This window comes from Burkholderia sp. AU17457 (assembly GCF_002223255.1).
Taxonomy (GTDB): Bacteria; Pseudomonadota; Gammaproteobacteria; order Burkholderiales; family Burkholderiaceae; genus Burkholderia; species Burkholderia sola.
The window spans coordinates 1,074,979-1,088,212 of record NZ_NKFB01000008.1 but is presented as its reverse complement, the minus strand read 5'-3'; the positions used below and the strand labels follow the sequence as shown (position 1 = coordinate 1,088,212).

The window sequence follows — 13,234 nt, the reverse complement described above, 5'->3', positions numbered from 1 at the left end:
CGGGCATCATGCGATGGCGCCGGCCCGTCGGGCAGCAGGGTCGGCAATCCATTGCGTCCGCAACCGATCCGGAGAACCGACCGCCATGCATTCGAATCCTTTCCGCCTGCGCAGCGCGCGCCTGCTCGCCGCGCTGACTCTCGCCACGACGACCGTTGCCGTGCATGCCGCCGACTGGATCGTGTCCGGCAACGACGGCAAGTACCAGCGCGTCGAGGGCCGCGACACCTATCTGCCTTCTCCGCCCGCCGACACGCTGACGCTGCTCGATGCCAGTACATTCCCGCCGAAGGTCGCGGTGCAGGTCGACGTCGAGAACGGCATCCAGGGGCCGCCGCAGGCCGTCGCGATCACGCCGGACGCGAAGCTCGCGCTGGTCGGCGCGCCGACGCGCTACGACACGGCCGCGAAGCAACTCGTGTTCGACACGTTCCTGCAGGTCGTGAATCTCGACAGCGCGCCGCCCGCGATCACGCGCATCGAGCTCGGCACGCATCCGCAAGGGATCGCGATCGATCGCTCGGGCCGGCTCGCGCTCGTCGCCAATGTCGACGGCAGCGTGTCGATCCTGCGCATCGACGGCGCGCGGGTGACGCTCGACGGCAACCTGAAAATCGGCAAGAAGCGGCTGGCCGGGATCAGCTTCACGCACGACGGCAAGCATGCGCTCGTGTCGCTGCGCGACGAGCAGGGCATCGCGGTACTGAACGTCGACGACGGCAAGGTGACCGACAGCGGCACGCGGTTGAGCACGGGCGTCGCGCCTTACACGATCGACGTGTCGAGCGACAACCGCTGGGCCGTCGTCAGCAACGTCGGGCTCGCCGGACTGCCGGGCTATACCGGCACGCTCGCGGGCGACGCCGATTCGGTCGCGCTGATCGACGTGTCGCGCGTGCCGTTCCGCACGGTCCAGTATCTGACGGTGCCGTCGCTGCCGGAAGGCGTCGCGATTTCGCCGAACGGGAAGTGGATCGCCGTGCAGGCAATGGACGGCTCGAACCTGACGGCCGACAACCCGGGCCGCCACAAGCTCGGCAAGGTGCTGCTGTTCGAGATCCGCGACGGGCAGGCCGTGAAGGTGAACGAGGTGCCGGGCGGCGAAGCCGCGCAGGGCATCGTGTTTACCGCCGACAGCCGGCACGTGATCGTGCAGTTCAACGTCGAACGGCAGCTTGCGCTGTATGCGGTCGAGGGCGGCAAGCTGCGCGACACGGGCAAGCGGATCGCGCTGACGGGCGGGCCGTCTTCGTTGAGGACGTTGCCGCGCTGACGGGCTTTGTTCACGGCGTGTGGCGACGGAGCGTATGCGGGCCGTTCGGCCGTGAGCGGCACGCACCCCTTCAACGGATGAAGGCGCGGGCGAACCGGCGGCGCGTACACGAGGATGCGTGCGAAAAGAAGCGCGTGGTACGGCCGCACCGGGCCGCACGACCGCCGTTACGGACGCAGCAGATCGAACCCGCCGAAAACCACGACACCGCTGAGCGCGATCATCGCGACGGAGTGCTGGCCGAAGTAGAGAATCGCGGCGGCGAGCCACGTCGTGATGCAGAAGGCGCCGATGCGGGCCATCGTGTGTTCCTCGAATGCGTGATGAAGTGAATGCGTGCCGCACGGCGTACGCCGCTCGGGCGGTGAGCGGGGTACGCATGCAGGCGGACGGAAAAGGCGACTCGGGAAGCCGCGAGGGCGTCGTCGGCATACGTTGCATGCCGTGCCTCGACAGTCCGGAGCCGGGGCCGGCGGCATCGCGCGATCGGGCCTGAAGGAGGCGTCCGACGTGCGCATACCGCCGGCGAAGCGGCGATTTTACCAGCGCCGCCATGCCGCCAATCTGGCCCTTTCGCGATCAATGTCGGTCATCGTGCGGCAATTCACCCGACCCCGATATTCAAGTTTCGTGTGATGAATGCCGTAAATGAACTGGAAGGCGATTTCCGCCCCCGTCACTTCGTTTACCGACACACGAACCGACACGATGCAGATCGATTTCTCCACGACCGCGCGATCGCCGCTCGCGGACAGCGGCGTGACCGCGAACCCGCCCGCCGCGACGTCATCCACCAGCGGCGCGGCGGATGCCGCGAGCACGACCGGCGCCACCGGCACGAAGGATTCGACCGGCGCCACCGGCGCAGCGGGCGCTGCGGCCGCATCGCAGGAAGACCCGGCGGTCGCCCAGTTGAAGGCGCTGATCGAGCGGCTGCAGAAGCAGCTCGCGACCCTGGAGCGGCAGATGGCCACCGCGGCCCAGCGCGCGAAGGACGACCCGGCCGCAGCCATCGAGCAGCAGTCGCTGAGCGCGGAAGCCGGCGCGATTTCGGCCGCGCTTGCCACGGCGATCTCGCAACTCGCCGCGGCGCTCGAGAAATCCGGAGGCTCGCAGTCGGGCGGGCTGGTGTCGACGCAGGCCTGAGCGGCCACGGCAGCGTCGGCCGCACGCATTACAATCGCACGCTCGTCTCCCTCTCAAGGACGGCTGAACGATGAATGCGGAACTCGACGACGACGAACTCGTTCGCTTCGACGCGCACGGCGGCACGCCGCTGCCGGCAGCCGACGCCGAAGGATGGCTCGACCATGACGGCGCGCGCATCTGGCACGCGTCGTTCGGCCAGGGGCCGGCGGTCGTGCTGTTGCACGGCGGCCTGGGCCACGGCGGCAACTGGGGCAACCAGGTACCGGCGCTGCGCGCGGCCGGCTACCGCGCGATCGTGATCGACAGCCGCGGGCACGGCCGCAGCACGCGCGACGACCGCCCCTATTCGTACGAACGCATGGCATCGGACGTGCTAGCCGTCCTCGACACGCTGCACGTCGACCGTGCACGCTTCGTCGGCTGGAGCGACGGCGCATGCATCGCGCTCGTGCTGGCCGCCCGCGCACCGGAACGCGCGGCCGGCGTGTTCTTCTTCGCCTGCAACATGGACCCGGGCGGCACGAAGGAGATGGCGCCGAGCCCGCTGATCGACCGCTGTTTCGCGCGGCACCGCAAGGACTATGCGCGACTGTCCGCGACACCGGAGCAGTTCGACGCGTTCGTCGCGGCCGTCAGCGAAATGATGCGCACGCAACCGAATTACACCGCGCGGGATCTCGCGGCGATCGCCGTGCCGGTTGCGATCGTGCAGGGCGAGCACGACGAATTCATCCGGCCCGAGCATGCGGCGTACCTTGCGCGGACGATCCCGGGCGCGACGCTGACGATGCTGCCCGGCGTGAGCCATTTCGCGCCGCTGCAGCGGCCCGCGCGGTTCAACGCGGCGATGCTGGCGTTTCTCGACCGGCTGCCGGAATGATCCACGGGCAGGGCGCGCGGCTCGCGGGTGAGCGGGCGCGTGCGGCGGCCCGCGTTCAGACCATCGCGTTGTCGGCGCCGGGAATCTCGTGCGCCTTGATCTGCTTGCGCTGCAGCTTGTAGCGCAGCTTCCCGAGCATGCCGTCCTCGTGGCTGACCCGCGTGATGGTGCGCACGTACTCGTCGTCCGGCGCGATGGCCTGCGCCCCCATGATCCAGCGCACGCTGTCGCGATAGTCGTACAGCGACTTGTCGTTGACGTCGGCAAGGAAGAACGACAGCGCGGCCATTGCGGCCGGGTGGCCGCCTTCGGCATGCCGGCGCAGTTCGTCGACGTAGCGATGGCGCGACGGATAGTCGTCGATGTCGCCGATGAACATCAGCATGCACTCGAGGCCGTCGGTATGCCCCATCTCGTGCGCCTTGCGCGCGGCCTCGACGGCTTCGACCTGCATGCGCGCGCGTTCGGCCCGGTCCGTGCTGGTCTGTCCGATGTGATGGTACGTGTAGCCGAGCCGATACGCGGCCATGTTGCCGCCGGCTTCCATCGACTCGCGGAAGTAGTGGGCGGCGCGGTACGGGTCGGCCTCGACATGCGTGCCGTCCTTGTAGAAGCACCCGAGCAGGTAGTCGCACGAATCGCCGCCCGCCTCGTAGCCGAGCCGGCAGATGGCGAGCGCATCGGCGGGGCGCCGGTTTTCATACTCGAGGGCGGTGGCGATCTGGTTCCAGGCGAGCGAGCCCGGCTCGTTCACGCGTGCCGCTTCGAGCCATGCGTCTCCGAGCGCGTCGTCCTGGGCGAAACCGAACGTGCCGGTACGATGTCCGTAGCCGCGCAGGATCATCGCCGCCGTGCACGCGCGTGCGTCCGATGCGCGTTCGATCGCGCGGGTCAGCCAGGCGCCATCCGGATCGAGGGCGAGTGCGAGCCGCAAACCCATCGCCATCGCGCGGTTGTCGTCGATCGGCTCGTTGCGTTCGGCTTCCTGCAGCCGCGCGTAGGCCTGTTCATACTCGTTGCGCTTGAAATGGCTGTAGGCGAGCCAATGCAGCGTTTCCCAACGGTGATACGGATGCAGCGCGGCGTGCGCACGCACGAGCGTTGCGGTCATCGCGTGGCGCGCATCGTCGTCGTCGTCATCCGCATCGAGCGTGCTGCCGGCGTAGTCGTCGCGCCAGATCTCGTGCAGCAGCCGGTCCTTCTCGACCGCATCGAGGTGCGCGCACGCGTCGGACGCGACGAACGCGCGGATGTGATCGTGCGAGCCGCCCCAGCGCGGCTGCATGTACCAGATGAACGTGCGCATCGGGAAGAACAGCTTCGGGTGGATGTGCAGCGTCGCTTCCATCCAGTACCACTTTTCCTTGCGCAGCTTCCTGCCCTGGACCGGGCCGGGCAGCGCGTCCGGAAATTCCGGCGGGCAGGCGACCGGCACGTCGGGGTTCAGCCCCGAACGCGCGAACATGTGCTGCAGCTCGGCGCGCGTGGCTTCGTCGTCGGCGCCGGCGTTCAGGCGCAGTTCGGTGACGGGCCAGCGACGCTCGCGCACGAGCTGCGCGAGCCACTCGGGTTCGCCGAACGACGACACGCTCGTGAAGATCACCATCGGCGCGCTCCACAACGTCGGCGCGAGCGCCAGCGCGCGCAGCGCCGCGACGAGCGTCAGCGTCGCGCACGCATGCGCGCCGATCCAGCCGGCTTCGGTCACCGTCTCGGCCCAGCCGCTGCCGCGGTACTCGTAGGCCCAGTGGTGCCAGTAATGCGCTTCGCACAGCCACGCGTGCGCGGAACGCGGGTTCGCGGCCTGCCATGCGCGCAGGCGCGCGAGTCCGTCGGCGCCGGCATCGATGCACGGCTGCACGTCGGCCGGCAGCGCGTCGACGTACCGCCCCTCGGCGGTGCGATCGGCGAAGCTGGCGGCGAGCGCGGCATCGAGTTGCGCGTCGAGTGCGGCATAGTCGCCGGCGCGCAGCAGCGCGTCGACATCGCAGACGAACCAGCGGGATGTCGCGGGCGGAATCAGGTCGGCGGAGGCGGAGGACATGTCGGTATCGGCGGTCATGACGAAACGGGTTGGGGGTCGAAGATGCGGTAGCGCTTCCACGGCAGCGAAAGCCAGTTTCCGGACGGATTGCGCAGGTACTCGCGCACTTCCTGCGTGGCGCGCGACGACGCGGGGCCGTCCTGGCCGCTGCCGCGCAGCCACTGCTGGCGCGCCCGCGCATACGCGAGCCCGAAGTCTTCCCAGCTGTCGAAGCTGTCCTGCGCGCGCTGCGCATTGAGCAGCAGCACGACCCACGCGTGCTGTTCGGACGTCCAGCCGAGCAGCGCGATGCAACGGACGAGAAACGCGGTGCGCGCGCAATCGAATGCGAGTGCGTCGCGCACGCGCCCGATCGCGGCGAGCTGTTCGTAGAAGCCGTCGTGCGAGCGGCCGACGCCGCGAATCCAGCCCGCGAGGATCGACGGCACGCGCTGCACGATCTGCCACTCGGGCAGGTCGGCCGGCAGGTCGAGTTCGCGCCGTACCTGGCGCGCGAGCTGTTCGCGCTGCGAATCGGGCAGCGCATGGACGAGGTCGTCGCAATCGCAGCGCAGCCCGTTGCGAATCAGCAGGATGTCGGCCAGCGCGAGCGCCCAGCGGCGGCGGTTCGGCGGCGCCTGCTCGGCCTGCGCCTGCGCGAGCCTGACGGCCATGGTTTGCCGCACCGGCACCGTGCTGTCGGCGCTCGCGGCCTGGTCGGCGTCGACTTCGCGCACCATCCGTGCGGCGACCCGCAACGAGCGCCACACGTACCACACGAGCCCCAGCACGGCCACGCCAAGCAGCAGTCTCAGCATGACGCGCTCCCGTCCGTCGGCGCAGGCAACGCGAACGCCGCGCACAGCGCGGGATCGATCGCGATGCCTTCGATCTCGAATGCGGTCGCCGCCGGCGGTGCGTCGGGCGCGCGCGCGCTCGGCAGCGCATCGGCCGGCAACGCATGGCGCGCGGCCGCCGCGACGGCGGGATCGATCTGCCGCAACTGGCCGAGCGCATAGGGCGCATTGCGCAGCAGCAGCCATTGCAGCACGGCCGGCGGTTGCTCGAAATGCTCGATCAGGTGGAAGTTCTCGCTCATCACGCTCAGCAGATGGTCGGACGAGCGCACATCGGTGACGAAGGTCCACGCGCCGGTGGCCGCGCCCGGCGCATCCGGTTCGAACACGAGGCCCATGCCCTCGCAATCGGGATGACGCTCGCCGCGCGGCGCGAGCGCACGCAGGAACTGGCGAACGTCGTCCGCATAGCGGCGCACCGGATGGCGATTCTGCTTGCCCTTGATCTGGTCGATGCGCAGGCCGTCGCCGCTCGCCTGCAGGCTGATCGTCACGTGCGGCTGGTTGCCCGCGCCGCGCAGCGTGAAGAGGCGCAGCCGTCCGTCCCGTGCGGCTTGCGCGTACTGCTCGCCGTAGCCGCCGCGCAGCCGGCGGCGATCCGCGAACTGGCCGAGACAGTGCTGCATGTAGTACGACTCGTATGCGAGCTCCTCGCGCAGCGCCGCATGATCGCCGACGAATTCGAACACGATCCCGTTCGGCGTGCGCAGCACCTCGCGCAGCGCGAGGCCGCTGCTCGGCACCCAGCCCTTGTCGCGGCGCGCCTGCATCCGCTGGTGCTCGCGTTCCCACATGTCGAGCGCCATCGCGCAGGTGATGCGTTGCAGTTTCTGCGCGAGCCGCGTGCCGGCGCGCGAGCGCAGGAATTCGACGAGCACGCGCTCGCGGTCGATCAGCAGCATGTGCTCGGGATCGATGAAGTAGAGCGCCGCCGGCTCGGTGGCGGGCGGCGGCGCATCGGGCGTCGGGCCGGATGCCGCGGATGCCGATTGCGCGCGGAACCGGCGCACGAGCCACTCGGGCGCCGGCCGGTCGGCGCCGGCAAGCGCGCGGTAATCGGCCAGCGAAGCGAGCGGCTGCGCCTGCTCGAACGCCCCGACGACCCAGCGGAAGAAATGGTTGCCGAGCCACGCGCGGATCTCGGCCGGATCGCCGCGCTCGGCGCTGCGGCGCGCGATGGCCGCCTTGATGTCGGGCGCATTGACGACATCGCGCGGCCGATAGGCCGACGCGGCCACGGTTTCGGTCACGGGCTCACTCTCCGGTCGGGCAGGGCGTGCGCGGGCAGTGCGCGCGGGGCCCTGGCGGTTCTTCTGGCTCAACGACGAAACGGCGAACGTGCGCGCGGAAATGCGGCGGCGTCGCGTATTTCGGTTCAGGTCGGTCGGTGCGTGAAAATCACGCGACCACGCGGGAGCGGGCGATCGGGAAAGGGCGATACATTGTTTCTCTCAGGATGGGTTTTATTTTTTGCTTCCGCGAGTCTACTTCGATCCATGCGGATGAATCAATCGCGCCGCTGGCCGGCGCCGGCGGATCTGACAAGAGTTATCTCTTTTTCGTCGATTTTCGATACCGCGCCAATCGACCGCCGGATTCGATGCTGTCGAAACCGACAGGTTTTCCTGAAAACCGGGCATGCGGCCCGGAGGCGATCGTGGTCCGTCCGGCATTCTCCACGTCTCATAAGTTTTTCTTTCGGCTCGCGCAACATATCGTCGATTGTTGGCGGCCGGGCGGTAGCGGATAGTCCTGCTTCGACAGGCCGGCCGACGCGCGCTGCGCGCGGCGCGGCCGGATCTGTTGTCCATGCAACCATCAGAAATGGAAAGGAACCGCACCCATGCGATTCAACGCGACACGCTTCGCGGCGATCCTGTTCGTCGCCGCATGCGCGACCGCCACGGCCGGTCGCGCGGCCGCCGTCACGCAGGATGCGCTCCACGACACCGTCACGCGCCAGATCGCACCGCTGATGAAGCAGTACGCGATCCCCGGCATGGCGATCGGCATCGTCGCCGACGGCAAGCCGTACGTGTTCGACTACGGCGTGATGTCGACGCAAACCGGCAAGCCGGTGACCGGCGACACGCTGTTCGAGATCGGCTCGGTCAGCAAGACGCTGACCGCGACGCTCGCCGCGGACGCGCAAGAGGGCGGCGAACTGTCGCTCGCGGACCCCGTGGCCCACTATCTGCCCGAGCTGCAGGGCAAGCCGTTCGGCGTCGTGACGCTGCTCCAGCTCGGCACGCACACGCCCGGCGGGACGCCGCTGCAGGTGCCGGACAGCATCCGCGACGACGCGGGCCTGATCCGCTATCTCGACGCGTGGCGGCCCGAGTATGCGCCGGGCACGCACCGCAAGTATTCGAACGTCGCGATCGGCATGCTCGGCTGGCTGACCGCGAAGGCGACGCACAAGGATTTCGCGACGCTGATGGCGCAGCGGCTCTTTTCCGCGCTCGGGATGACGCACACGTACATCGACGTGCCCGCCGCGCGCATGGCCGATTATGCGCAGGGCTATACGAAGGACGGCAAGCCGGTGCGGATGACGGAAGGCATGCTGTGGCAGCCGGCGTATGGCGTGCGGACCACGGCGGCCGACCTGCTGCGCTTCGTGCAGGCGAACCTGGGGATGATCCAGACGGCGCCGCGCCTGCAGCGCGCGATCGAACGCACGCACACCGGCTATTTCCGCGCGGGGCCGCTGACGCAGGATCTGATCTGGGAACAGTATCCGTATCCGGTCGCATTGCCCACGCTGCTCGCGGGCAACGCGCCGAAGATGCTGTTCGATGCGGTGCCGGCCCGCGCGATCCAGCCGCCGCTCGCGCCGAACCCCGCGACCTGGATCAACAAGACGGGGTCGACCGGCGGCTTCAGCACGTACGTCGCGTTCGTTCCCGCGAAGCGGATCGGGATCGTGATGCTCGCGAACGGCAACGTGCCGATCGAGGATCGCGTGAAGGCCGCGTACCGGATTCTCGGATCGCTCGGCGACGGCCGGTAACGGCGCCGCGCTCGTGCCGGGGAGCCGGCGTCGCGCGGTCGCCGGCTCGGGCCAGCGGCACGAGATCACGGCCGACGGCCGCACGCTGGTCGAAGCAGGATGCGTCCGACACGGCCGATCATCCCGCCGCGCGCAAAGCTGTTTTAGTGATTCACGCCTTCCGCCGCTGGCGCCGGCCGCCGATACTGCGACGCACGACTTTTTGCGAGACGGTGCCGCATGACCCGTCTCGCCGCCGGAGCAACGGATGAAAGGGGCCGTGATCTGCAACGGCATGATCTACGGCGACGGCCTCGGGCTGCGTCGCGAGAAACGCGCGTCGACCTGCGCGTGTTCGCGGGTCGGGCCGCCCGCTTCATACCCGCCTATTCGGACAATATTCGCAGCGAATTATTGAATCGAAATCAACTGTGATTCGCGTGTGCGCCCGCTTATCAAACGGGCCCGGCGGCACTATCGTGACGGTTCCTGACACCGCTGACGATTGCCGACCATGAAGACGACCCTCGACGAGATGCTCGCGTTCGTGACCATCGCCGATACCGGTTCGTTGACGGGGGCGGCCGACAAACTGCACCAGCCGACCTCGGTGATGAGCCGGATCCTGCGACGCCTCGAGGAAAAGCTCGACACCACGCTGATCCGCCGCACGACGCGCCGCCTTGAAGTGACCCAGGAGGGCACGCTTTTCCTCGACTACGCGCGCGACATCATCGCATCGGTCGAATTCGCCGAGGAACAGATCGCGAGCCAGCGCGAGACGCCGGCCGGGCGGCTGCGGATCAATGCGGCGATGCCGTTCATGCAACATGTGATCGCGCCGATGATGCCCGGCTTTCGCGACGCGTATCCGGCGATCGAGGCCGAACTTCATACGAGCGACGAAATCATCGACCTGCTCGAACAGCGCGCCGACGTCGCGATCCGGATCGGCGAGCTGCGCGATTCGACGCTGCACGCCCGCAAGCTCGGCAGCAGCCGACTGCGCATTCTGGCGAGCCCCGCCTATCTGGAGAAAGCCGGCGTACCGACGAGCGTTGCCGATCTCGCGAACCATACGCTGCTCGGTTTCGTGCAGCCGGAAACGCTGAACCACTGGCCGCTGCGTACCGCGGACGGCGACGTGTACCGCATTCATCCGGCGCTGCAGGCGTCGAGCGGCGAGACGCTGCTGACGCTCGCGCTCAATGGCGCGGGCATCGTATGCCTGGCCGACTATATGACGGGCACGTATCGCCGCGATGGCAGCCTCGTCGAACTGCTCGTCGACGACACGGTCGAGTTTCGCCAGCCGATTCATGCGGTGTTCTATCGCAATGCGACGCTGTCGTCGCGCGTCGTCAGTTTTCTCGACTATGTGAGCGCGCAGTTGAAGGAAGGCGGCGACATCGATTGAGTCGATGCCGCACGCGCGGGTTCGCGCCATGTAACAGGGGCGACGGGTTCGAATGACATCGAACCCGTCGCCCTTTGCGCATCGGTCGATCCCGGCCCGCGCGCCTACTGCCCGAGCGCGCTCATCAGCCTGACCCGGCTCAGCGTTTCCTCGGTGCGTGCCTGCGCGAGCGAATCCTCGGCCGCGAGCAGCGCACGCTGCACTTCCAGCGTGTCGATGAACGCCGATTCGCCGCTGCGCCAAGACCGGTTGATCTGCGTGTACGCGCCGCGCGCATTCGACACCGCGCGCTCGAGGCGCTCGGTTCGGCCGTGATTTCGGGCGACCGCGGCCACCGATGTCTCGACGTCGGCGACGGCTGTCAGCACCGCCGTGCGATAGGCGGCGAGCGCCTGGTCGGCCTGCGCGCGACGCAGCGCGACGACGCTGCGCCGCCGTCCGCCGTCGAACAGCGGTGCACTCGCGCCGGCGCCGGCCATCCACGCGAGCGAACGCGCGAGCGACGCGCCCGAGAAACCGTCGATCGCCGCGCCGATCACGCCGATCAGTTGCAGGTGCGGCTTCAGGTCGGCCTCGGCCACGCCGATGCGGGCATAGGCCGCGACGACGCGTGCCTCGGCCGCGCGCACGTCGGGCCGCCGGCGCAGCAGATCGGCCGGCGTGCCGATGCCCGGTGCGGCGGCGGTCCACATCGGCTCGGACACGGGCGGATCGAGCCGCGCATAGACGTCCTGCGGCGTCGACGCGGTAATGATCGACAGCCGATGGATCGCGGCCTGCCGCTGCAGTTGCAGCGCGGGCAGTTCGGCCAGCGTCGTTTCCGTTTGCGCGGCGGCACGGTCGACGTCGGCGACCGGCACGACGCCCGCGTCGAACAGGCGCCGTGTCGATTCCTCGGTGCTGCGCTGGCTCAACCCGTTGGCCTCGACCAGCGCGAGCCGCTGTTCGAGGCCGCGCACCGTCACATAGGTGCGCACGGTTTCGTCGATCGTCGCGATCCGCACGGCCGCCGCATCGTTTTGCGCCGACGCAATATCCGCGTCGGCCGCCGACACCCCCTGGCGGATGTGGCCGAAGATGTCGATTTCCCACGCGAGGCTCGCATTCAGGTCGAATGCGTTGCCGATCGTCGGCGTGTCGGTCGGGAACGCCTGCGAGGCGGACAACCGCCGGCGGCTGGCGCCGCCATTCAGATCGACGGACGGCAACCCTTGCGACGCCGCGCCGATGCGCACCGCGCGGGCCGCGTCGATGCGCGCGACGGCCGCCTGCAGATCGAGGTTGTTCGCGAGTGCCGTGTCGATCAGCCGGTCGAGGATCGGATCGTGGAAGCCGCGCCACCACGCAGCGGTGTCGGCGGCCGGGCCGCCGGCCGCGAGATCCGCGTTCGCATAGGTCGCGGCCAGCGGCGGCGGCGCGACGGTGGCGACCGGCGTGCTCGTGCACGCGGTCAGGACGGCCGCAGCGGACAGCGCGGCCACGAGTCGAACGAACTTCATCAGTTGCTCCGAGAAACCCCATCCTTCAGGACGGGGAGGAAAGGGGTGCTGTTGACAGGCAGCTTCTTCCACGGGTTAGGATCACCGGCATGATCCTTGTCTACCGCTACCGCGTGAAGTCGCTCAACGGACTGCTCAACAAGCAGAGCCGTGTGGTGAACTACGTCTGGAACTTCTGCAATGACACGCAGAAGCACGCGCTCAAGTGGGGCAAGAAGTGGCCGACGGGTTTCGACCTGAACGTGCTGACGACCGGTAGCAGCAAGGAACTCGACATCCACTCCGGCACGATCAACGCGACGTGCGAGCAATATGCGAAGTCGCGCAGTCAGCACCGTCGGCCCTACCTGCGCTATCGCGGCAGGAAATCGCTGGGCTGGGTGCCGCTGAAGGGGCGTGACCTGAAGCGCGAGGGTGACGCGTTCCGTTTCGCCGGCAACACGTTTCGCGTGTTCAACAGCCGACCGCTTCCCGAAGGCAAGATCAAGGACGGGAGCAACTTCGCGCAGGACGCGCGTGGCAACTGGTTTCTCAACATCGTGATCGAGATGCCCGATGTTCAGGCTCGCCCGATCCGTTCCGGCGTCGGCATCGATCTCGGCCTGAAAGACTTCGCCACACTTTCGACCGGCGAAAAGCTGCCCAATGACCAATTCGGTCGACGAGCGGCGGAAAAGCTGGCGAAAGCGCAACGGGCACGAAAGCACAAGCGGCATATCGCGAAGCTGCACGCCAAGATCGCGAATGCCCGAGCCGACTTCCAGCATAAGCTCGCGCTCGATCTGGTGCGGCGCTTCGATTACATCGCGGTCGGCAACGTGTCGGCCGCGAAGCTCGCCAGAACCAGGATGGCGAAAAGCGTCTACGACGCATCCTGGTCGTCCTTCCGGAACAAGCTCCGTTACAAGGCGATCGCGCACGGGGCCACGTTCGAGGAAGTCGACGAAAGCGGTTCTACCCAGTCCTGTTCGGCGTGCGGGTCGAAAGACAGCACGACGCGGCCGAAAGGTATCGCGGGACTGCGAGTAAGAGAATGGGCCTGCAGTGACTGTGGTGTTGTGCATGATCGAGATACCAACGCTGCGTTGAACATTCTCCGATGCGGACGTGCATCGCCAGATGTGGGAATCCTTTCCCTTTAGGG

12 protein-coding genes are annotated in these 13,234 nt (G+C 68.2%); 7 read left to right on the top strand and 5 right to left on the bottom strand.

Annotation, left to right across the window (positions count from 1 at the left end; genetic code table 11):
* The first annotated feature begins 85 nt into the window (after nt 1–85).
* A complete protein-coding gene (locus CFB49_RS34845; protein WP_089493654.1) occupies nt 86–1,273 on the top strand; it encodes a YncE family protein in 1,188 nt (395 codons plus the stop codon).
* A gap of 167 nt (nt 1,274–1,440) precedes the next feature.
* Here CFB49_RS34845 and CFB49_RS37050 read toward each other — a convergent pair whose 3' ends face one another.
* Nucleotides 1,441–1,575: a hypothetical protein gene (locus CFB49_RS37050; RefSeq protein ID WP_006405345.1), complete on the bottom strand. Its 135-nt coding sequence runs from the start codon at nt 1,573–1,575 to the stop codon at nt 1,441–1,443.
* A 406-nt stretch (nt 1,576–1,981) separates the two neighbouring features.
* Here CFB49_RS37050 and CFB49_RS34835 point away from each other — a divergent pair, with 406 nt between their 5' ends.
* Both CFB49_RS34835 and CFB49_RS34830 read left to right on the top strand, forming a co-directional pair.
* Nucleotides 1,982–2,419 carry a hypothetical protein gene (locus tag CFB49_RS34835; protein ID WP_089493758.1) on the top strand — a complete coding sequence of 146 codons (438 nt, stop codon included), beginning with the start codon at nt 1,982–1,984 and terminating at the stop codon, nt 2,417–2,419.
* A 70-nt stretch (nt 2,420–2,489) separates the two neighbouring features.
* A complete protein-coding gene (locus CFB49_RS34830) occupies nt 2,490–3,302 on the top strand; it encodes an alpha/beta fold hydrolase (protein ID WP_089493653.1) in 813 nt (270 codons plus the stop codon).
* A gap of 55 nt (nt 3,303–3,357) precedes the next feature.
* Here the strand turns inward: CFB49_RS34830 and CFB49_RS34825 are convergent, their stop codons facing one another.
* From CFB49_RS34825 to CFB49_RS34815, 3 genes are read right to left on the bottom strand one after another with little or no spacing between them, the layout of a single operon-like run.
* Nucleotides 3,358–5,346, bottom strand: a complete 1,989-nt coding sequence (locus CFB49_RS34825) for a DUF4034 domain-containing protein (protein ID WP_249190430.1) — start codon at nt 5,344–5,346, stop codon at nt 3,358–3,360.
* Nucleotides 5,347–5,360: 14 nt separating this feature from the next.
* Nucleotides 5,361–6,143 carry a DUF1266 domain-containing protein gene (locus CFB49_RS34820; RefSeq protein WP_069619788.1) on the bottom strand — a complete coding sequence of 261 codons (783 nt, stop codon included), beginning with the start codon at nt 6,141–6,143 and terminating at the stop codon, nt 5,361–5,363.
* Complete coding sequence (locus CFB49_RS34815) at nt 6,137–7,432, bottom strand: hypothetical protein (protein WP_089493652.1); 1,296 nt, start codon at nt 7,430–7,432, stop codon at nt 6,137–6,139. The genes CFB49_RS34820 and CFB49_RS34815 overlap by 7 nt, the downstream gene beginning before the upstream one ends.
* A 137-nt stretch (nt 7,433–7,569) precedes the next feature.
* Between CFB49_RS34815 and CFB49_RS36585 the strand changes: the two genes are divergently transcribed.
* The 3 genes from CFB49_RS36585 to CFB49_RS34805 all read left to right on the top strand — a co-directional run bounded on the left by CFB49_RS36585 (nt 7,570) and on the right by CFB49_RS34805 (nt 10,591).
* Nucleotides 7,570–7,932 (top strand): hypothetical protein, encoded by a 363-nt coding sequence (locus CFB49_RS36585; protein WP_179235004.1) that lies wholly within the window; start codon nt 7,570–7,572, stop codon nt 7,930–7,932.
* Between the two features lie 93 nt (nt 7,933–8,025).
* A complete protein-coding gene (ampC, locus tag CFB49_RS34810) occupies nt 8,026–9,195 on the top strand; it encodes a class C beta-lactamase (protein WP_069619790.1) in 1,170 nt (389 codons plus the stop codon).
* Nucleotides 9,196–9,688: 493 nt separating this feature from the next.
* Nucleotides 9,689–10,591: a LysR substrate-binding domain-containing protein gene (locus tag CFB49_RS34805; RefSeq protein WP_069619791.1), complete on the top strand. Its 903-nt coding sequence runs from the start codon at nt 9,689–9,691 to the stop codon at nt 10,589–10,591.
* Between the two features lie 104 nt (nt 10,592–10,695).
* On the opposite strand, the gene CFB49_RS34800 is transcribed toward CFB49_RS34805, so the two are convergent.
* Nucleotides 10,696–12,090: an efflux transporter outer membrane subunit gene (locus CFB49_RS34800; protein WP_089493651.1), complete on the bottom strand. Its 1,395-nt coding sequence runs from the start codon at nt 12,088–12,090 to the stop codon at nt 10,696–10,698.
* An 89-nt stretch (nt 12,091–12,179) separates the two neighbouring features.
* Between CFB49_RS34800 and CFB49_RS34795 the strand changes: the two genes are divergently transcribed.
* Entirely contained in the window at nt 12,180–13,232 is a 1,053-nt protein-coding gene (locus CFB49_RS34795; RefSeq protein WP_089493650.1) for an RNA-guided endonuclease InsQ/TnpB family protein, read from the top strand.
* Nucleotides 13,233–13,234 lie beyond the last annotated feature (2 nt).